Raw genomic sequence first — 19,840 nt, 5'->3', positions numbered from 1 at the left:
GCATTGCACTCTCATCCTGTGTAAAATGGCGTTACCGAGAAAACCATTTTTGTTTTTATGGTTTTCTATTCCGTTGTTTTGGCTGGGGGTCGATTGCAATTAAAAACCGGATCATGAAGGGTTTCATTGAAGAGATTCGCGATAAAGGCATGAAATTCTCCATGGATGATTTGGCGAAGCGGCTCGGGATCAGCAAACGCACGTTATACGAGCACTTCTCATCCAAAGTGGAAATTCTGGAAACAATCATACAGCAGTCCTTTGAAGAGGGCGATGAAAAAACACAGCAAATTCTCGCAGACGACAGTCTCTCTCTTATCGATAAAATCAAAGGCGTCATGATGGTTTTACCGACACACTATGAATTTTATGATTTGCGCATCCTCGAACAGATGAAGCGATATTATCCTGAGCAATATGCCCAAGTCGAGGCTTCTCTATCCGAGGACTGGCAGACGCTTCGCGTCCTTCTTGAGCAAGCGATTCGAGAAGGACTCATCGTCAATATGGACGTCACGCTCATGCTGAAGGTCATTGTCGATGCGCTGAATTCTACACTCGACCAGCGCTTTTACATGAAAAACCAGATTACAGTCTCAGAAGCGCTTTCCGCTATTGTAGATGTCCTCTTATTTGGATTGGTACCAGCCGATAAAAGGTAACAAATGACTCGTGGTCATCCCACTAACATTGGAAGACCACGATATCATTCTTTGCAAGAAAACCAATAAAACAAAAATAGTTTTTATAGTTAAGAGGTGTTCCATCATGTCCATTTTTACACAAATGACCAAACAACAACGAATCGGACTTTTGTTTGTCATCCTGATCCTTTTCATCGATATGCTGCTGTATAGCTTATTGATTCCGATTGTTCCTTATTTTACGGAAAAGCTGCAGCCATCCTCTACAATGATGGGCGTGCTGTTTAGCAGCTATGCGATCGCAATGCTCATTGCCACTCCTATTTTCGGGCCGATATCCGATCGGATCGGCAGACGAACCATGCTTTTGATCGGTTTGCTCGGTCTTGCTGCTTCCACGTTGTTGTTTGCTTTCTCTGAAACAATGGCCCTGTTGATTACCGCGCGTTTTGTTCAAGGTATTGCTGCTGCGGCTACATGGCCAACTGCCCTCGCCCTCTTGGCGGATTTGTTCCCTTCCAAAATGCGCGGAACTGTAATGGGAATTGCATTGACGGCCATTTCGACGGGTACATTGCTCGGAGCGCCGATTGGCGGATGGCTGTTTGAAATCAGTGACCATCGCATGCCTTTCCTGGCAGCAGCAGCCTTTACTGTGATCAACATTGTGCTGGTCTACTTGTTCTTGAAGGAAGACGCAACGAAAACTGTCAGCGAAAAGCTTCATGTCGGTGGATTTATCCGCAATCCGCAAGTCATCTTTATCGCTGGAATCGTCCTGTTGGCTGAAATCTCCCTTTGCTTGCTGGAACCGACGTTACCCGTATTTTTTACAGAGAAACTCAGCATGACGCCGACAACGATTGGTCTTTTGTTTGGGGTCATGACACTCGCGTACGGACTGATCGCCCCAGTTGCCGGCTCACTTTCTGGCCGCATGAATCCGTATAACCTCATGTTTGGCGGAATCATGACGCTGGCTGTGTTTCTGCCATTTTTAGCGTGGGCCGACTCCCTCTGGCAGGCAATGCTCGCAATGGCCCTGATTGGAGCCAGCATTGGTTTCACCTTATCGCCTACCTTGGCTACATTGGGGGCCATCATTGACCAAGGAGGAAGCGGTGCATACGGCACAGCCTACTCTCTCTTTAATATGTTTCACGGGATCGGAATGGTTGCAGGCCCACTGGCAGGGGGAATTTTGACAGATTTACTTCCTGTATCGTCTGCCCTCCTGATCGTGGCGGCATCCATCCTTGGCTTCGGCATTTTACTTTTTGTGCAATTAAAAGCAAGCAAATCTGCCAGTCTTTACACTAAGGAAAGCGAGATGAAATTTTGAGCTTGTCGATTCGTGAAATTACGAAAGAAAATTGGCGCCAAATTGCCAGCTTGACTGTAACGGAAGGTCAACACGCCTTCATCGAAAGTAACTCTTTTTCCATCGCCCAATCAGGGTTTGAACCGGAATGGATATCATGCGGTTTGTATGACAAGGACATCGCTGTCGGTTATGCCATGCACGGGATCGAAGTAGAGAATGGCCGAATTTGGCTGGATCGCTTTATGATTGATGGTCGCCATCAGGGGAAGGGTTACGCCAAAAATTTTCTGCGCATGCTCGTTAAAGAAATGTGCAGACGCTACAGCTGTACGCGCGTTTACTTGAGTATTCATCCTGCAAACGAGTTCGCTCGCAAGCTGTATGAGTCGTTAGGCTTTACCTCCAATGGCGAAATGGATGGACCGGAGGAAGTGATGGTCCTCGACTTGACAATTGAATAGAAAGGCACCTCCTCTGTCGATACGGACGAAGGGGGTGCCTCTTTTTTTGTCGTTATCATTGACTTTTCCGTGCTTCTATCAGTCGCTTGACCTTCTCAGTCGGAGTCCAGCATTGGAATCGATAGTCCGGACGCGTCTCATAGGTCAGACGAGAACATCGATAACTGACTCCTCCCGTACCTTTCTCCACGCGAAAATGAATACAGGTCGCACAGCAATGAAAGGCATTCTCTGTCTCCACTGTTCTCCCTCCCTTACCTCCCCAGCTTCCACGAAAACATCGAGAGCTGTTCGTACCGCTCCCCTTGCTGCTCTGCAAAATTCGAAAAGCCTACACCAACTAATCGAACGCCCGCTGTATAGTCAAAAGCGTCGAGCAAATCGTCCAACAGCTCCTGCCAATTAGCCCCCGCCACAGCCTTGTGCTGCTTGGTCCGCTGGGTAAAGTCCGCGTACTTGATTTTTAGCGTAATCGTCTGGGGCTCGACCCCTTCTTCGCGGATGTCCTCTTCGACTTCACGCAAGAGAGAGGTGGCAATCGGCGCAATCGCTTCCCTGTCAAACAAATCAAAGGGCAGAGTCGTTTCGCGGCTCGATGATTTCGGCGCGCGGTCCATTTCAATTTCGCGATTGTCTTCTCCCCTCGCCCGGTAATAGAGGGAACGACCGAACTTCCCAAATAATGTAGTGGCCTCATCGAGTGAAAGCCGCCAAAAATCCTCTACCGTTTCAATCCCCTTTTTCGCGAGCAGCTCTTGTGACTTTTTTCCAACTCCGTGCAAGGTACCAATTGGCAACGGCCGCAGCACATCCAAAGCCTGCTCTGGTCGGATGATGACAAAAGCATCCGGCTTTTTCAAATCACTGGCAATCTTAGCCAACGACATATTGTAGGAAAGTCCGATGCTGCAAGTAAGTCCGGTCTCTCGTTTGATTCGCCTCTTGATATCGCGGGCGATCGGTACCGCATTCTCATAATGGGACACGTCCAAATAAGCCTCGTCTAGACCCACTGTTTGATAACGCTCTGTATAAGAAGTAAATATCTGTCTGACTTCAGCAGATTTTTCGATATAACGGCTATAGCGGACAGGCAAATAATAGCCTTGCGGACATTTCTTCCTCGCCATGGCGACTGGCATTGCGGAGCGAACACCGTACTTGCGTGCCTCGTAGCTACAGGTCGATACGACACCTCGATTGCCAGTTCCCCCGACAATGACCGGCTTCCCCCGAAGTTCAGGGCGATCTAACTGCTCTACACTCGCGAAAAATGCGTCAATATCCAAGTGAAGAATTTTTTTCATAGGGATACCCACCAAACATACATTCTCATTTCTATTATCCCTGTTTTGTTCCATTGACGCAAGCGAGAACGTCCTAGTCTTGGTTTTCGATTACCTGTAGCAGCTCTGATACTGGAGGATTTCCTTTTTTGGCGTAGATGATCGTTCCGTTTTTGCCTATGATATACACAATACGTTGCTGGAAAAACAATCCGAGAACCTTGCCGACATCATATGCTTTTCGAATGGATTCGTCTTCATCCACAATCAACGGAAATTCATAACGGAACTTATCAGCAAACGAGCGCTTTTTGTCCATGCCACCGGGATTGACACCAAAAACGACGGTATTTGTTTGTTCGATTTTGGTGTAGTGATCCTGAACCGCACATAGCTGCTTCGTGCAAATCGGGGTATCATCGCCCGGATAGAAGATGAGGACAATATTTTCTTTGCCGATGTGATTCCTAAGATCAGTGGTTCCTTTTGTGCTCGTCGCCGTAAAGACGGGAGCCGAGTCTCCGACCTTTAACATTACTCTCACCTCTATGCTCAGTTTACAGGGGCTTCCGGTATGTCAAAATTCATTCGCCCATCCCGATACTTTGTGAACGGATCTTTCTCCTCCCCCATAATCCATACCTTTCCTTCCCATACATGTACGGTTTCTGCATGTTCAAATCTTTGTCCACCCTGCTCAACTTCAAACTTCATTTCAAGAAAGGCAGTATGCCCATCTTCGTATCTAATCTTTGTGATCTCAAAGTCTTTCATTTTATACTGTTGAGCTTGTAAGAAGGCGACCTTTTTCATATAAAATTTTTTCGCTTCCTGGTTACTTAACGTTGTCCCATCAACTGGGTGCCTGCCGTTTGCATCATAAAGATAAAGCATCTCGAAAGCCGTTGCGTAGTCTTCATCGATTAGCGCTTGATAATAATTTGTGGTTATCATTTTCATTTCGCGTTCAGCAAAATACTCTGCGAAGAGAAACCTTGGAAAAACGAGTAGAAAAAGCGAAATAACAACCATTATTTTCTTCAAATACTCACCTCACGAAATCCATTCTCTTACGTGAAGTTCGATTCTGCCTGTCATTTATCCTTGTTTCACTACACTTCTACCATTGGCATGAGCAACCGCACGGGGAAGCCCTCCCGCACGCAAAAAAACCGCTCTGGGCAATCCCAGAACGGTTTCTCTCATTACGACTCTAGTTAGTCGCTTGCAGCTTCAACTGCTTTACCCGAGCAACAAATGCCTCGGCAATCTTCAACATGTCGTCGTCGTGTGCCCACATCCGTTCTGGATGCCACTGTACGCCTACATGTAGCCCGTCGAGGCTTTCCATCGCCTCAATCACACCATCAGCCGCGCATCCTGTGACTTTGAAGCCCGGTGCTATATCTTTGACTGCTTGGTGATGAGAGGTGTTCACGAGCACCTCTGTCTTTCCGAGGGCATCCGCTACAAAGCCAGGTTGCAGCGTAATCTTGTGCGCCCCGTATTGCCGTGAACCCTTCTGCGCATGCTGTAATGCTCCTGGTACTTGACTCGGGATATCTTGAATGAGGGTGCCGCCACACGCCACATTCAAAATTTGCATCCCGCGGCAAATGCCCAGGATTGGCTTTTTTTGCTCCAGCGCAATCTTGATAATCTCAAGCTCCGTGATGTCTCTTTCGTAATTGATATCGCCCAGCCCTTGCAGCGGGTCTTCGCCGTACAAATGCGGCGCAGGATCTTCACCACCGGACAAAATCAAGCCGTCCAGCGATTCGATCATCTCACGAAACGGAGCATCCTGAATCGTCAACAGTGGCAAGATCAGTGGAGTACCACCACTGCGCGCAATTCCGTTCACATAGCCTGAACCTACATAGAAAAACTGGTCGAGATCGTTCTTCGGAAAATACATTTTCGTACATGCCACACCAATGATTGGACGCACGCCAGTCACTCCCTCATAGACTCATGATTACTTTTGATTGGAAGCGTACTTGAAATCGATGAACCCGAGTGCATCTACTACCACATCTTTAACGCTATCCTGCTTCACCCACGCATAGGTGAAATAGTAGATTGGCAACGCAGGCATTTCATCCATGACGATTTGTTCAGCTTTCTTGAGGATTTCCTTGCGCTTCGCTACATCCCCTTCTTTCGCAGATTGCGCGAGCAAATCGAGGAATTCCTTGTTTTCCCATTTGGATGTATTCAGTCCACCCTTGAAGACTTCCAGGAAGTTGATCGGATCGTTGAAATCGCCAATCCAGCTACCACGACCGATGGTGAAGTTCCCTTGCTTCATGTCCTCACGGTGAACCTTGTTCTCTTTGTTAACCAGTTTGACTTCGATGCCAAATGCTTTGCGCCATTGATCCTGAATGACTGTCGCAATACGTGAATTGACCTCTGATGTATTGTATGCAATCGTAATCGGTGGCAACTCTTTGATCCCCGCTTCTTTCATCCCTTCCGCCAAGAGCTTCTTCGCGGTATCTACATCGCCGTCTTTGATGTAGCCCTCTGGCGTGAGTGCCATGGTCGGCGGGAGAATACCCGTCGCTGGTGTACTCTTGTATGGTACGACATTATCGGAGATTTCCTGACGATTCACTGCCGTAGCAAATGCCTGACGAATCTTTTTGTTGTCAAACGGCTTTTGCTTCGTATTAAAAATGTACCAGTACGTACCCGCTGTTGCTTGAGATTGCATCTTTCCAGATGCTTTCAGCGCATCCAGCGCATCCAGTGGCAAATCGCCCAGTGGTGAGCCCGCCCAATCCAGATCACCTTTTTCAAACATCGACAGCTCTGTATTGGCATCCTCGATCATGTTCAACGTCAGCTTGGACAATTTGACAGCGTCCTTATCCCAGTAAGAATCGTTCTTTTCGAATTCGATCTTTGATTTGTGCTCCCAATTTTTCAAGCTGAATGGCCCGTTTGAAATGTACGTCTCTGGCTTCGAAGCCCACTCTTTGTTGCCCTCAACCGCTTTTTTGTTGACCGGGAAATAGGTGACAGACGCAACCAGTCCCGGGAAAAACGGTGCCGGGTTTTCCAGTGTAACCACCAGCGTCTTGTCGTCTGTTGCCTTCACGCCGACATCTTCGGCTTTTCCCTTGTTGGCGTTAAAGGCTTGCCCATTTTTCAAATAGTACATCTGATACGCGTAACCGGAAGCGGTTTTCGGGTCGAGAACCCGTTTCCATGCGTATTCGAAGTCATGAGCCGTAACCGGATCTCCATTGGTCCATTTGGACTCCCGCAGATGGAAGGTGTACGTGAGACCATCAGCGGAAACCTCGTACTTCTCTGCGACCGCCTCTTTTAGCTCGCCTTTTTCATTCAGGCGCAGGAGGCCATCAAATGCTGCACGGGCAACAGACATCGAAGGGATATCTTCTGCCAGTCCAGGGTCGATCGTGCTTGGCTCACCTGAGTTCAGGTTGACCTGCATTGTTTGGGGGGCGCTACTCTGCTCCTGCTTCGCACCTATCGTCTCCCCCGTGTTGCTTGCTTGCGGTGCTCCACAACCAGCGAATGCTAAACTGGTTAACAGAACAGCACAAAATGATAGTTTCTTCCACTTATGCAACAGCAAAACCCCCATCTTCGAATAATTCTTCTTGATTGTTAGGAGCATGACTAAATAATATTATCTTGAGAAAATTTTGTCTACATCGAAACAAAAGGAGATGGGTCTACATGTTATCCAGTCTTTTTGCCCAAATATCCAGTCTGATCAAGGACGCTGGCGGGGAATGGGGAATCTTTTTCGAAGATTTGCAAACCGGCGAAACATTATCCATCAACGAAGATCAGCGCTTCTATGCAGCCAGTGTGATCAAAGTCCCGATCATGACCGCTGTTTTTGCAGAGGCGTATGCAGGCAAGTTTGCCTTCGAGGACAAAATCAAGCTGCGTACAGAGGATCTCGTTGGCGGTGCAGGTGTTCTTCAGCATATGACTCCCGGCACTGAATTTACGATTCGCGACCTGGTTACTCTGATGATCATCCAAAGCGACAATACGGCGACGAACATGATGATTGATCTCGTGGGAACAGAGAGCATCCGCAACGCGATGCAAAAAACCGAAATGACAAACAGTCACTTCTACAACAAGCTTATGGTCGTCCCAGCCGAATTGGAAGGATACAATGAGGTGACGGCAAAAGACATGGGAAGCCACCTCCGCTACTTGGCAACAGGAAAAATCATCTCCTACGACAGCTGTTTAAAAATGGTTGCCATCTTGAAGACACAACAGCACCGTGAGCGCATCCCCTTCCTTTTGCCTGACCCGGACGGTGATGTGATCGGGACGATTCCGAAATGGGAATTCGCCAACAAGACTGGCTCTGTAACCAAAATCACGCATGATGTCGGGATCCTCTACATCGGTTCACACGCTGTCACCTTGTCCATTTTAAACAAGGGACTCGAGCAAAAGGATGCCGCCAACGTCATGGCGCAAATCGGCAATCTTGTTTATCACGCATATAGTCAGAAAGCGTAATCCATGTGGCCTGCCATCTCCATTGGCGGGCTTTCTCTTTATAACGTTGAATGAGAAAAAACAAGCAGGCATTCCTTTCTCCAAGGAACACCCGCTCGTCATCAACTTATTCTTTTTCCAAAATCAGCTTGGCAACATTCATCGCGCTAGAGAAAGACAGCTCAGACAGTTGGCCTTGTCCTTCACACCAGTCACCCGCAAAGAACAGGTTGCGGTAATCCGGCATGAAAATCGGCATTGGCTTCTGATTCATGGTCCATTTGATCTCCTGTACGACTGCACGAGCAGAAACGCGCGGCACAACCAGTTGCTCACGCCAGCCTGGGAAATGCTTGTCATACAGGTTTTCAATCTCTTGTTTGCGGATTTCGGCCGCTTCCTTGTTTCCTACTTCATCCTGACGCATGTAAGCAGTCGCCTGCAGCAACTGCCCGCCTTCAGGTACACAAGTGCGGTCATAATACGAGATATCGGTAATGAAAATATTGTTTGCTTTTTCGTAGATGTAGGAGAACGGTACGTCAATTCGCTCTTTCAAGCCAATGTCATACACCATAACAACCGTTGGCTCGTATTCAGCATGCTGTGCAACGGCATGTTCCAGGCGCGTCTCCGCAAAGACCTTCGCCATCTCCTTCGGCGGAATACAGCAAATAAATTCATCCGCCGTAAATTCGCCCTCCGGTGTCACCACTCCAACCACACGGTCATTCTCTACGTGGAACTTTTCTACCTTGGTTTTGATCAGAATCGTACCCTGATTTGCTTCAATCACACGCACGAATTCATTAATCAGTGCTTGCCAGCCGCCACCGATATACGCTACCGGTTTATTCGTTGTAAACAAACGGCTGTAGTAAGAAAAGAAAACGTCAGAAGGAATCTTTTCAGGCTCACGCGTGAAGAAGTTGGAAGAAGCAAGCGTCAACATCATTTCTCGCACTTCTTCGTTGACTTGCTTTTTCTCCATCCACTTTTGAATCGACATATGTGGATGGCCTTTCTCCATTTTTAGCATCGTTTTCAAAATCTCAAACGTGAACAATACTTTGTCCATACCTTTTAAGAGCTTCGTTTGGAAAAGTCCTTGTACATTCGCCGGAACTGCAGTCAGATCGCTACCAATATCGTACTTGGCTTTTGTCGGATTGAAATCCTGCCAATCGATGTTCAGACCCAATTCTTTTTCAAACGTTCTCAAAACGGAGCTGTCGCGAGCATAAATGGCGTGGGCACCGAAGTTGAAGTTAAATCCTTTAATCTTCAGTGTAACGGCACGTCCACCCAATTGACCGCGTTCCAAAACTGCAACTTTTTTGCCTTTCGACGACAGGTAGGCAGCGCTGGAAAGACCAGCAAGTCCTCCACCTACAATAACAACGTCATAGTGATTGGTTGTCATACACAATCTCCCCTACGCACTAGCGATGTTGAATACATAAACTAAACCCTATCCTAGTCTAAGGGATGGATAAGGTGGAAGTCAACTATTATTGAACTGTGTCTATTTTTATACTGACTTATACCAATATTTACCTAATGAACCAGCTTGTTTACCGCTCTTCTTGAAGCAGTATGCCCCGCTATCCGCTGTATATCCAACCAACGAAAATACCACAAAAAAGCCCTCTCTAGCAGGAATCTGCTTGATATAGGGCTCAAACGCAACGGGAAGGAGCGAACTAATCGTTTCGCCGAGTCATTTGCTGCCAAACGGTACCGCTTGCCGCCTCGCCGCTTTCAATCCGCTGGACCGCCATTTGGACTTGCAAGCTGACCTCGAACTCAGGATCGTTCTGTGCGGCACGCAAAGCATCCAAGACCGTTTCATCCCCCACCTCAAACAAGTAACGTGCAGCACGCCAGCGTACCAGCTTGTTTTTATCCTTCAACGCCTCACACATCGGCAGAATTGCGCGTGTGTCACCTAAGTCAGACAAGGTATCTCCCGCTGTGCGTCGTACAGAGACGGAATCATCGCGGAGCGCTTCAAATAGCAACGGGAAGACATCATCCCCGCCAATCATGCCCAAATACACAACCGCCAGCCTGCGAATCGACGGCTTCCCATCACGAAGCGCTTTTTCCAAAACAGGCAAATCCTCTTCAGTAGGCTCCATTCGATCCAGCGCTTCATATCTTTTTTGCCAATCCGGATCATCGAGCATCTCCAGCGTAACGACTTTCTTTTCACGCACGACTGGCTCTGGGGTTTCCCCGGGACCAAGCGCCATGGCCTGTTCCACGATTTCTTCCACACGGCTCTCCGGATAGGAGGCATCGACTTCCAGTGCGACCTCCTCACCAATCTCGCGCAAATCGCCATAGCGTACGCCATGCTCGACCCATTTTCGCTCCATGATGAGGTTAGGCGACGCAGATCCCGCCCGCACAGCTGCCTGTCCAAAACGTTCTGGCAACGCTGCACGAATCTGCTCCGTCCCCATGGTCACCTTGACCTGCATCGGAACTCCACGGAACATTTGTATGTACACTTGCGCCTCTCCAAATGCCCCCGCCCCCTCGGCAGACAGGTCAGGAACAGCCGCTCCTCCACCTGCATGCAAAACCTCGCGCGCGACCATCAAAATACGTTGCCAATCTGCATTAGACTTTCTCTCCAGCGCGAGAAAATCTGCCGTATGAAAAATGGAGGTAACCCCTTCGATCTCCAAGAGCTTGTTCATGAGTTCTGGTGCTTTACTCGTATCTTTCTTTGTATAGACATGTTGGACCCCATCCGGCAAACGCTCGTCTACATTCAGCTTCATGACGTTTGGACTCGGCGTCGGTTCGATGGACAACAGTTTCATAATGAGTCACTCCTTTTTACAGCACACTTGCTTTCTCTTCTATCGTAGCATGTATCCTGATACGTTTTCCAACCCGAGAAATAGAGAAATGCAGTTTGCCCCTACAACGCCAGCTTGTAGTAATCATTGGCCGACTTTACGAAAAAGCCGCATGATTCATACAGCCCTAAAGCATTGCTGTTTTCACAGGCTACCTCCAGTGATACGTTCTGGTATCCTTCTTTCCCCAACATCTCGATCGTTTGCGCCAAAGCCTGGCGTCCATATCCTTTCCCTTGGTAATCCGGGTGGACACAAAATCCATAAATAAACGCCCTGCCCTCATCCTTGTTCACGCTTATTTTGCCAATGGCCTTATCATCGACAATCATCAAATGCGTAGTGGCCTTTGGATCACCCGCCATGTTTTCTGCCATTTCCCTTGCACGTTCTTCCTCCATTTGAAAGCCATGGACGTTTAGCCATATCAATGTTTCGTAGTCACTGGCGATCTCCGGTCGAAGCAGCACGTTTCCCGAACCCGTTGCTCTTTGCTTCCCTCCCAAATCCATCCAATATTCCGAGAATTGATATTCCCCGCCGATTCGTTCCATAAATGACTTACCGTTTTCCGATTCTCGCTGAACGATAAACAACTGCGCCGGAATACCTCTTCGTCTGCATGCATCTGCGGCTTGTGCTTGCAATGCTGTGAATATGCCTCTTCTTCTGTAGGCTGGGTGGACCATGCCGCTCACTTCTGCCTCACCGCCATGAAACACGTAGAGGCCCAGAAAGCCAACCAGCTTTCCATCCGCATAACAGACAAAGTCCTCTTCATGCTCTCCCGAACGCTTTTCCAGCATCCCGGGGTTTACTTTGAGATCAATCCCATCCTGCTCATTGCAAATCCCAACCAATTCTTTAATTTGTGCCAGTTCCTCTGAGGTGAGTGTTTTTCTTGCCGAGATCGTATACGTCATCGCGTAAGCACCCTTTCTATGATTAGAAGTATCGTCGTTGCAATTGGGCGACCATATCCTCCAAATTATTGGCGACCTGCGGAATCGAATAGCCTACGTAAAGAGGCGAGGTAACAAATCTCGGAACCACTTTGGCGATCAGCTTTTCTCCCCAATGGTAAAAGAAAAAATTGTAGCTTTGATTACGCGGATTGACATGAGTCAGTATCCAATGTGCTAAAATTTGTAAGTAGTCTGCCATTTTCGGCAGTCGATCAAAGTCCGAAAGAATGACATTGTATTCAAAAAAACCTGCACGCGGATGCGTAGACAGATTGCATTCTACCCCCGCCTCTTGATCGATGGTCATGCCAATAAAATCACTGTCTTTTACTTGATCCAGATAGTCGTAGTCGTTTAATCCGACGATTTGCATGTGCGGATGCCGAATGCTCCCTCCGGAATACGGACCGTGGTTCTTGAAAAACAGAACGGAACGATAAGACTTGCTTTGCTCCATTTCAAGCCACTTCTCTACCCCGAATGCCAGCAATGCACGTACATGCTCTTTGGAATAGACAGACCAATCCCCATGGCATTCATCCGTCTCAATCAAAACAGTCTGATGTGTATCCTCCAGAACAGGGAATTTGTTCATGAGCCAAATCATGGAGCCCCGCTGCTCCAAAACATCAGTGAGACTGTTTCGATCACAAAAAGGACAGGCCGTTTCTGTGTTGTTTACACTCACTGGCTTTTTTCTGCCTATTTGCATGTTAAAGTGCAAGTGCGTCTGCTTCATTCCCTTGTCCCTCCAGTTTGTGCTTACTTCCACTTTACACGCATTTTCTGGGAAAATCATGACGTTTTTTGCCTAGACGACACTTTTAAAAACGCAATTAGGCTGCCTATTTTTCAATGACTATGGCGTTTGTTTCTTTTTTTATCTCAAATGTTTTACATACAATGGGAAGCAGTGAAACCTGGAAAGGTGTTGGAATTGGATGGAGAAATCATTTTATTATCCTGTTAGTTGGAGCGAGGCTCAACATTACAAAACGTTGCTTGATCAAGAAGGAGTCCCTTATGAAATTCAATCCCCACTCGATTTGCCTGTCTTGGAAGAAGGTAAGCTCGCCATCGTCTTTCCTTCCATTCCATTACGGATGTACGTCTGGGTGCGAACCTTATTCTATCGTGACGGACTACGCTATCCAGATACGTTTTCATTAGATTTCAAACTACATTAATCATCAGAGAAAAGGTACCGGTTTCGTTGGTTTTCATAAGATGGTATAAGCGGCATTTCGTATCGTTTGTGGGGGAGGTGAAGAAGCTGCCGTCCTACAACATCCGCATCTCGATTGCGAAGCTTCGGCTCGACCTGTTCGATGGGAACCGACTCATCCGTTCTTATCCTGTTGCCCTGGGCAAAATTGCCACATCGACACCACGAGGGGATTTTACCATCATCAGCAAGGTCCCCTATCCGAATTCCTATCCGGGAGGTCGTTTGAGTGCTTTCGGCACCTTATGGATGGGACTAAGTAAGCCACACTATGGCATTCACGGTACGAACGATCCTTCTTCTATTGGCAAGTATGTATCTCACGGCTGTATTCGCATGTTCAATGAGGACGTGAATGCGCTGGCAAAAATCGTGCCCATAGGTACGCCCGTTCGAATCAGACAGCAATAAATAGAAACAAAGACCCGCCCTTTTAAACCAAGGCGGGTCTTCTTCACATAAGATGAGTCTTTTTCGTTCTTTCTGCTTCCGTTCCATCCGATTCCAAGTATACAAGAAATCTTCTCGCTTGCTTGTACATGATCGATAACGTCATTTCCCTGATCTTGTTCATGATCACTTCTTTATCCTCTGGATGCACTTCGGAAGAGAGCTGTTGTTCTTGCAGCTCTAGGTAAGACATCACCCATTCCGGGTCTAACTTATAGGCAGGCAACGACAGCGACTCCTCTACTCTAGTAATCTACTCTAGTCTACAGGTGGATGCGTCGCATTCCCAGCCCTCAATTACTGGCTACGTCACTAATTATTTCCCTTGCTCCAATTCCTCTACCATTGCAGATAATTCCGCCCAACGCTCAATAGTTGCTTCCAGCTCTGCCGCCACTTGCTGTTCTTCTGCATAGAGCTTTTCAATTTTGCCGTAATCGCTGCCAGACGCTGCAATCTCTTGTTTTAGCTTGACGCTACGGTCTTCCAAAGCCGCGATCTTGCCTTCAATCGCATCCCATTCCTTCTGATCCTTGTAGGACAGCTTGCGCGTGCGATTGTTGCCGCGATTAGCCCCGCTGTTGCTTTGCGCCTTTTCTGCCTGTTGATCAGCTTCTTGCACTTGTGTTGCCTTTTCCAGACGTCTTTCTTCCAGGTACTCGGAGTAGTTGCCGTAGTAATGACGAATGTTTCCTTGCCCCTCAAAAGCAAACAAATGGTCTACAGTGCGATCGAGGAAATAGCGGTCATGCGATACCGTGATGACTGCGCCGGGGAACTGCTCGAGATAATCCTCCAAAATACTGAGTGTTTGAATATCCAAATCATTGGTCGGCTCATCTAAAAACAGCACATTCGGCTCTCCCATCAACGTACGAAGCAGATAGAGACGTCTGCGCTCTCCCCCAGACAGGCGGGAAATCGGTGTCCATTGCATATGCGGCGAAAACAGGAACCGCTCCAGCATTTGCGAAGCTGTGATCGATTCTCCGTTGCTCGTCTGAATGACCTCTGCGGCTTCCTTTACATATTCGATGACGCGCAGCTTTTCGTCCATCTCGACACTATCCTGCGTGTAGTAGGCAATTTTTACGGTCGTCCCAATTTCCAATGAACCGCTATCTGGTTGAATTCTTCCTGCAAGCATGTTCAAGAGCGTCGTTTTCCCGCTTCCATTTGGCCCGATAATCCCCACACGATCACCTGGCTGGACAATATAGCTGAAATCGTTAATCAGTTTTCGCTCACCGTACGCTTTATGGATGTTTGTAAGCTCAATCACCTTTTTACCGAGACGACTGGCCCCGAGTGCCATTTCCATCTTAGCAGCCGGTCCATCTACAGCTTTATCTCGTAACTCCTCAGCCCGTTGCACACGCGCCTTTTGTTTGGTTGTCCGTGCTTTTGCTCCACGACGAAGCCATGCCAGCTCGCGTCGAAGCAGATTTTGCCGCTTGCTCTCTACGGCCGCTTCATTTTCTTCACGCTCTGCTTTTTTCTCCAGGAACATCGCGTAGTTGCCTTCGTAGCTATAGAGGTTGCCGCGATCCAGCTCAAACGTGCGGTTCGTCACGCGATCCAGGAAGTACCGATCATGGGTGACGAGCAGCAAAGCGCCCTTGTATCGGGACAAATACTCTTCCAGCCATTCGACTGTCTCGTTGTCAATATGGTTCGTAGGCTCATCCAAAATAAGCAGGTCTGCTGGTTGGATCAAAGCACGTGCCATGGCTACACGCTTTTTTTGCCCACCAGAGAGCTCGCCTACCTTTTGTGAGAAATTGTGCAGGCCAAGCTTCGTCAGGATCATTTTGGCTTGCGTATTGCTCTCCCACGCATCAGCCGCATCCATCCGGTTTTGAACAGCAAACAATCGCGCCTGCTTTTTCTCGTCGTCAGGTGATTCCTGAACAGCCTCTAGCGCTGTTTCATAATCACGCAAAAGCTGAATGAGTGGAGAATCGCCGTAAAATACTTGTTCCAGTATGGAGGAGTTTTCGTCAAAATCAGGATTTTGCGGCAAATACTCCACATGAAAATGATTCGCGTGAACAATTTTTCCGCTATCCGCTGTATCCAAGCCTGCCACGATTTTCAAGAGCGAGGATTTCCCCGTACCATTAACACCGATCAGACCAATGCGCTCTTGCTCGGCAATATGAAAGAAAATGTTATCAAACAATACTTTTTCTCCATAGCCTTTGGAGAGGTTTTCTACTGATAATATTTGCATGAACGTCACCTGTTCTTTTCTATTTGCTTATCGAGAAGCCATATGAATCTTACACTCGATGGTATCATGTTTTTCGCGCAAGCTCTAGGGTGATTCAAATGGATGGACCAAATATTGGAATATCACCTCATTAATGGTAAAATATTGAATAGTAAGTAATAATGACTCATAGACAAAAATACAATAGGAAGCGTCACCAGCAGTAAGGCAGGTTAACGAGCCCAAACAGAAGAGGCGTACTCTTTTCATCGAGCACGCCTGCTTTTATTCTCCTAATGACTGTCCTACTCTTTGTAGCACGTCGCCGATCCGTTCCTTTTGGATAACCTCATCTGCCCACGCATCCAATGGAGTGGGTTCCTGATTGACAATGACCAGTTTGGCTCCTCTTTCTTTTGCATGCTGCGGAAACCAATTAGCTGGACTCACGGTTAGTGAAGAACCTAACACGATGAACAAATCGGCTTGTTCCGTCCACGAGATGGCCTGATCGACTTGGGCTTGCGGCAAAGATTCGCCAAACAGGACAACACCCGGACGCAAAAAGCCTCCGCATGAGCAAGTCGTCCCTTGATCCTCCAGATAACATGTATGGGCATACTCGGTCCCGCAGTCTAGACAGCGGATTTTCGCAAGGGAGCCATGTAGTTCGGCTACTGCCAAGCTTCCCGCCGCTTGATGAAAGCCATCTACATTTTGTGTAATGATCCCATGAACGAAGCCACGGCGCTCCCATTCTGATAACCATTCGTGTCCGGCGTGTGGCTTGCAAGACAGTAGGCCTTGAATGCGCATCTGATAAAATTCCACAAACGCTTCCCGATTCTCCATCATCGCGCGTGTACTCGCGAGTTGCATCGGATCTTTGCCACGCCATAGCCCCGACTGTGAACGAAAGTCAGGCAATCCACTCTCTGTCGACATGCCTGCTCCGGTGAATACGACGGTAAAGGAAGATGTCCGTAACCAGTGTGCCAGATGATCCATCATGGTCTCCCCTCTTCTTTGAAAATGTTCTTCTTCTGATTGTAATAGAAGAATACCAGATTTAGGAGACCTGCCCATCAGAACGCGATTTTTCTTTCTCTTTAATAGGATGGATAAACTCCGGTATGGGAGGAATTCATGCCATTTTGCGGATAACCGGTCTGCTGTTGATAGACTGGGTGCTGTCCATACCCACCCTGCTGCATGTAGTTGGTATCGTAATAACCGTAACTGTCTGGCAAATGACTCGAGTAACCATAGTACGGGTACTGGCTTGAAGCAGCTCTATCTGGCAACGGCCCCTGCTGCTGACACCCTACTGGTGGACCAATCACAACGGTTTGGGTAAGAGGCGCAAATGTTTCTTGTACCTTTGCTTCGTCTAAACAATACGTATGTGCCCACACACTCGCAGGAGTCAAGCGCAATATATCGGAGCCAAAGATCACCTCAGGTACAGGCGCATCAAAAATAGCCAGTAGATGCGTATCGTCTGTCAAGGCCATTTCATAATGCCACCAGCCCTGCGGGATATTGGCAACTTGCCTCGGTTTTATATGGTAGTTGAGCAATTGATTGGTAAAAGGATTGATCAAGGACACAATGGCCTCACCAGCGATGCAATACACCAGTTCCGCTGCATTTTGATGAATGTGTGGCTCGACAACATTTCCGGTTGTCAGGAAAATATCAAGCAGCGAACTGTTGCCCAATGTATTTAATTGGGCGATTCCCAAGGCATCGATGAAATTCCGATCGTCCTTTTTGAAAAACAGATTATTTCTCATATCGTACGTGAACTGCGTATTTGGCGATGTATAGTCGCGATAGGAAGTAGCCATCTGTCGTTTGATCCTCCCACCGTATGGGTATTTGACTCATTATGCATCTCTATTCCCATTCACAAAAGATGTGCACCCATTTATACACCTAGGAAAGAGACACACCCTTTCACCCTCCCCTTTGCACAAACATATCCTACTAATAGGCAAAACGGGCAATCGAGGAGGGTGATCTTGTTTGGCTACTTATTTGGTCTCGGACATACATGGTCAGAATCAGGCTTTTCAAAAGGCGCTACGGGACGTTTCTTTCTCCCCCCAAGCTGGTGATCGTCTGTTCGTATTGGGGGACATGATCGATCGAGGACCTGAATCAAAGGAAGTATTGCTCGATTTACTCGCTCTTCGGCAGACGTATCCGAACCAAATCTATCTCATAAAAGGCAACCACGAGCAAATGCTTGTAGATTGGCTATCCGGCAACGGCAATCCGGAGTTATACCTGCGCTACAACGGCGGCGATGCCACCATTCGTTCTTTCTTGGAGAATCACCCGCTTCGGCGAGCTTTTCTTAATCGGGTGCCTTCTTTGCAGGAACAAGAAGAAGCACGGCAATTTATCCTTTCTCGCTACCCAGCAATTTTGCCAGCCTTGTCGTCTCTTCCTTTGTATATAGAACTACCAGCCGATCCGCGAACAGGGGCTCCAGCTGCACTTTTGGTACACGCAGGCATTCGACCCGGCGTCCCCTTGCAGGAACAAAATCCGCATGATTTACTATGGATTCGCGAGCCTTTCTACCTGAATTATGATGGAGAACTCCCTGTCATCTTTGGCCACACCCCTGTTCCAGGATTGCCTCAATACGATGGCAGCGGTCCTTGGCGCAGAGACAATATGGTCGGCATTGATGGTGGCGCAGGATATTGGCGAGGCGTCATGCTCGTCGAATGGCCTTCGCTACAAACCACTTTCGTACCGATTCGGGAAAGGCAATCCTCTCCACACGTACGGGTCTACTGATTATGGTCGGGAAAACGGAGAGCTTTCGCACTGGTTTCTACCTGCTGCAAGCGCATCGGGTAGTGCAGCCAGTATGATGCAGGAGACAAGCCCATACTTTCAACAAATTATTACTTTTTATAATCTACTTTCGATTTGTAATATGTTAAGATATGGACGAGGTGTTTATATGAAACGTCAGCAAATCGTGGAACAAGCCATGTTTGCCGCATGGGGAATCTCCCTCATCGCAACAGGAGGCAGTTTGTTTTTTTCAGAGGTGTTAAAGTACATACCGTGTGACCTGTGCTGGTACCAGCGAATCTTGATGTACCCGCTCGTCATCTTACTGGGGGTTGCCTCCGCAAAGAAAGACGACAAGATCGCGTCGTACGCCTTGATTCTCTCCATTATCGGAGGACTCACATCGCTGTATCATTACTCGATTCAAAAAATACCTGCCCTTCAAGATCTCGGCAGCGCTTGCGGCATTGTGCCATGCAACACGGACTATATTAACTGGCTAGGGTTTATCACGATTCCGTTCCTTGCTCTCATTGCCTTCACCTTGATCAGCATCCTGCTTGTCATCGTTATAAAAAATGCAAAGGAGAAATGATTCATGAAGAAAGTCATCGCTCTATCCATCCTTGTGGCTGCGCTCCTGATCGGTGCGATTGTGTACGCTGACATTTCGAACCGTCAGCTTGCGGAAGGAAACCCTTATGGTAAAGCCAATTTGCACCCCGCTACTCTCGAACAATTGAGTGACCCACTATATGATAATCTCATTATGCCTAATGAGCTTAAAGGTAAGCTCGATAATCAGGAGGACGCGTTTGTTTACTTTTACAGCCCGGTTTGTGAGCATTGCAAAGCAACTACCCCCGTCCTAGTACCGATCGTGAAAAGCTTGGACATCGATATGAAAAAGCTCAATTTACTGGAATTTAATGCCAGCTATGGTGAATACAACATCGAATTCACTCCGACCCTCGTTCATTACAAGGGCGGCAAGGAAGTGGCGCGACTCGTCGGTGGACGCGAAGCAAGCGAATGGAAAACTTGGTTGGAAGAACAGAAAAAATCATAACGTTTGGT

Annotated in this window: 23 protein-coding genes; 9 read left to right on the top strand and 14 right to left on the bottom strand. The window is 47.7% G+C overall.

The features are described from left to right. Nucleotides 1-113: 113 nt before the first annotated feature. From ODZ53_RS24690 to ODZ53_RS24680, 3 genes are all read left to right on the top strand, one after another. Nucleotides 114-662, top strand: a complete 549-nt coding sequence (locus ODZ53_RS24690; protein WP_173604638.1) for a TetR/AcrR family transcriptional regulator — start codon at nucleotides 114-116, stop codon at nucleotides 660-662. Between the two features lie 106 nt (nucleotides 663-768). Next, entirely contained in the window at nucleotides 769-1,986 is a 1,218-nt protein-coding gene (locus tag ODZ53_RS24685; protein ID WP_372680759.1) for an MFS transporter, read from the top strand. After that, on the top strand, nucleotides 1,983-2,429 hold the full coding sequence (locus ODZ53_RS24680) for a GNAT family N-acetyltransferase (protein ID WP_372680757.1): 447 nt from the start codon (nucleotides 1,983-1,985) through the stop codon (nucleotides 2,427-2,429). Before ODZ53_RS24685 ends, ODZ53_RS24680 begins: the two co-directional genes overlap by 4 nt. Nucleotides 2,430-2,484: 55 nt before the next feature. Here ODZ53_RS24680 and ODZ53_RS24675 read toward each other — a convergent pair whose 3' ends face one another. From ODZ53_RS24675 to ODZ53_RS24650, 6 genes are all read right to left on the bottom strand, one after another. Then, a complete protein-coding gene (locus ODZ53_RS24675) occupies nucleotides 2,485-2,670 on the bottom strand; it encodes a hypothetical protein (protein WP_372680755.1) in 186 nt (61 codons plus the stop codon). A gap of 13 nt (nucleotides 2,671-2,683) precedes the next feature. Beyond that, complete coding sequence (locus ODZ53_RS24670) at nucleotides 2,684-3,736, bottom strand: DNA polymerase IV (RefSeq protein WP_188067794.1); 1,053 nt, start codon at nucleotides 3,734-3,736, stop codon at nucleotides 2,684-2,686. A gap of 73 nt (nucleotides 3,737-3,809) precedes the next feature. Further along, nucleotides 3,810-4,250: a peroxiredoxin gene (locus ODZ53_RS24665; protein ID WP_372680753.1), complete on the bottom strand. Its 441-nt coding sequence runs from the start codon at nucleotides 4,248-4,250 to the stop codon at nucleotides 3,810-3,812. Between the two features lie 17 nt (nucleotides 4,251-4,267). Next, the gene (locus ODZ53_RS24660) at nucleotides 4,268-4,759 is read right to left on the bottom strand and encodes a hypothetical protein (protein ID WP_372680751.1); all 492 of its coding nucleotides are present in this window, start codon (nucleotides 4,757-4,759) and stop codon (nucleotides 4,268-4,270) included. A 169-nt stretch (nucleotides 4,760-4,928) separates the two neighbouring features. Continuing rightward, complete coding sequence (locus tag ODZ53_RS24655; protein WP_372680749.1) at nucleotides 4,929-5,666, bottom strand: gamma-glutamyl-gamma-aminobutyrate hydrolase family protein; 738 nt, start codon at nucleotides 5,664-5,666, stop codon at nucleotides 4,929-4,931. A gap of 27 nt (nucleotides 5,667-5,693) precedes the next feature. Continuing rightward, complete coding sequence (locus ODZ53_RS24650; protein WP_372680747.1) at nucleotides 5,694-7,319, bottom strand: peptide ABC transporter substrate-binding protein; 1,626 nt, start codon at nucleotides 7,317-7,319, stop codon at nucleotides 5,694-5,696. Between the two features lie 110 nt (nucleotides 7,320-7,429). Between ODZ53_RS24650 and ODZ53_RS24645 the strand changes: the two genes are divergently transcribed. Further along, the gene (locus tag ODZ53_RS24645; RefSeq protein ID WP_372680745.1) at nucleotides 7,430-8,242 is read left to right on the top strand and encodes a serine hydrolase; all 813 of its coding nucleotides are present in this window, start codon (nucleotides 7,430-7,432) and stop codon (nucleotides 8,240-8,242) included. A gap of 106 nt (nucleotides 8,243-8,348) precedes the next feature. On the opposite strand, the gene ODZ53_RS24640 is transcribed toward ODZ53_RS24645, so the two are convergent. The 4 genes from ODZ53_RS24640 to ODZ53_RS24625 form a co-directional block, all read right to left on the bottom strand. Continuing rightward, nucleotides 8,349-9,644 carry a phytoene desaturase family protein gene (locus tag ODZ53_RS24640; RefSeq protein ID WP_012685689.1) on the bottom strand — a complete coding sequence of 432 codons (1,296 nt, stop codon included), beginning with the start codon at nucleotides 9,642-9,644 and terminating at the stop codon, nucleotides 8,349-8,351. A 280-nt stretch (nucleotides 9,645-9,924) separates the two neighbouring features. Further along, nucleotides 9,925-11,055 (bottom strand): virulence factor, encoded by a 1,131-nt coding sequence (locus ODZ53_RS24635; RefSeq protein WP_372680743.1) that lies wholly within the window; start codon nucleotides 11,053-11,055, stop codon nucleotides 9,925-9,927. 101 nt (nucleotides 11,056-11,156) lie between these two features. Beyond that, nucleotides 11,157-12,017, bottom strand: coding sequence for a GNAT family N-acetyltransferase (locus tag ODZ53_RS24630; RefSeq protein WP_372680741.1), 861 nt, complete (start codon nucleotides 12,015-12,017; stop codon nucleotides 11,157-11,159). A 22-nt stretch (nucleotides 12,018-12,039) separates the two neighbouring features. Continuing rightward, nucleotides 12,040-12,798: a DUF4931 domain-containing protein gene (locus tag ODZ53_RS24625; protein WP_199928952.1), complete on the bottom strand. Its 759-nt coding sequence runs from the start codon at nucleotides 12,796-12,798 to the stop codon at nucleotides 12,040-12,042. Nucleotides 12,799-13,000: 202 nt separating this feature from the next. Here ODZ53_RS24625 and ODZ53_RS24620 point away from each other — a divergent pair, with 202 nt between their 5' ends. Both ODZ53_RS24620 and ODZ53_RS24615 read left to right on the top strand, forming a co-directional pair. Further along, the gene (locus ODZ53_RS24620) at nucleotides 13,001-13,246 is read left to right on the top strand and encodes a hypothetical protein (protein ID WP_007727802.1); all 246 of its coding nucleotides are present in this window, start codon (nucleotides 13,001-13,003) and stop codon (nucleotides 13,244-13,246) included. A gap of 77 nt (nucleotides 13,247-13,323) precedes the next feature. Next, on the top strand, nucleotides 13,324-13,695 hold the full coding sequence (locus ODZ53_RS24615; RefSeq protein WP_012685684.1) for a L,D-transpeptidase: 372 nt from the start codon (nucleotides 13,324-13,326) through the stop codon (nucleotides 13,693-13,695). 43 nt (nucleotides 13,696-13,738) lie between these two features. Here ODZ53_RS24615 and ODZ53_RS24610 read toward each other — a convergent pair whose 3' ends face one another. The 4 genes from ODZ53_RS24610 to ODZ53_RS24595 form a co-directional block, all read right to left on the bottom strand. Next, nucleotides 13,739-13,960, bottom strand: coding sequence for a hypothetical protein (locus tag ODZ53_RS24610; protein WP_016742563.1), 222 nt, complete (start codon nucleotides 13,958-13,960; stop codon nucleotides 13,739-13,741). A 90-nt stretch (nucleotides 13,961-14,050) separates the two neighbouring features. Then, complete coding sequence (locus ODZ53_RS24605) at nucleotides 14,051-15,967, bottom strand: ABC transporter ATP-binding protein (protein ID WP_372680738.1); 1,917 nt, start codon at nucleotides 15,965-15,967, stop codon at nucleotides 14,051-14,053. Between the two features lie 264 nt (nucleotides 15,968-16,231). Continuing rightward, complete coding sequence (locus ODZ53_RS24600; protein ID WP_372680871.1) at nucleotides 16,232-16,954, bottom strand: NAD-dependent deacylase; 723 nt, start codon at nucleotides 16,952-16,954, stop codon at nucleotides 16,232-16,234. A gap of 101 nt (nucleotides 16,955-17,055) precedes the next feature. After that, the gene (locus ODZ53_RS24595; RefSeq protein WP_372680736.1) at nucleotides 17,056-17,796 is read right to left on the bottom strand and encodes a cupin domain-containing protein; all 741 of its coding nucleotides are present in this window, start codon (nucleotides 17,794-17,796) and stop codon (nucleotides 17,056-17,058) included. A gap of 178 nt (nucleotides 17,797-17,974) precedes the next feature. Between ODZ53_RS24595 and ODZ53_RS24590 the strand changes: the two genes are divergently transcribed. From ODZ53_RS24590 to ODZ53_RS24580, 3 genes are all read left to right on the top strand, one after another. Further along, on the top strand, nucleotides 17,975-18,760 hold the full coding sequence (locus ODZ53_RS24590; RefSeq protein WP_234127642.1) for a metallophosphoesterase family protein: 786 nt from the start codon (nucleotides 17,975-17,977) through the stop codon (nucleotides 18,758-18,760). A 169-nt stretch (nucleotides 18,761-18,929) separates the two neighbouring features. After that, nucleotides 18,930-19,358 carry a disulfide oxidoreductase gene (locus ODZ53_RS24585; protein ID WP_372680734.1) on the top strand — a complete coding sequence of 143 codons (429 nt, stop codon included), beginning with the start codon at nucleotides 18,930-18,932 and terminating at the stop codon, nucleotides 19,356-19,358. Between the two features lie 3 nt (nucleotides 19,359-19,361). Continuing rightward, nucleotides 19,362-19,832: a thioredoxin family protein gene (locus tag ODZ53_RS24580; RefSeq protein WP_012685677.1), complete on the top strand. Its 471-nt coding sequence runs from the start codon at nucleotides 19,362-19,364 to the stop codon at nucleotides 19,830-19,832. Nucleotides 19,833-19,840 lie beyond the last annotated feature (8 nt).

Origin of the sequence: Brevibacillus sp. BD137 (assembly GCF_041644655.1) — a bacterium.
Lineage (GTDB): Bacteria > Bacillota > Bacilli > Brevibacillales > Brevibacillaceae > Brevibacillus > Brevibacillus brevis_D.
The sequence above is the reverse complement of the archived record's forward strand: the minus strand, read 5'-3'. Positions and strand labels throughout refer to the sequence as shown.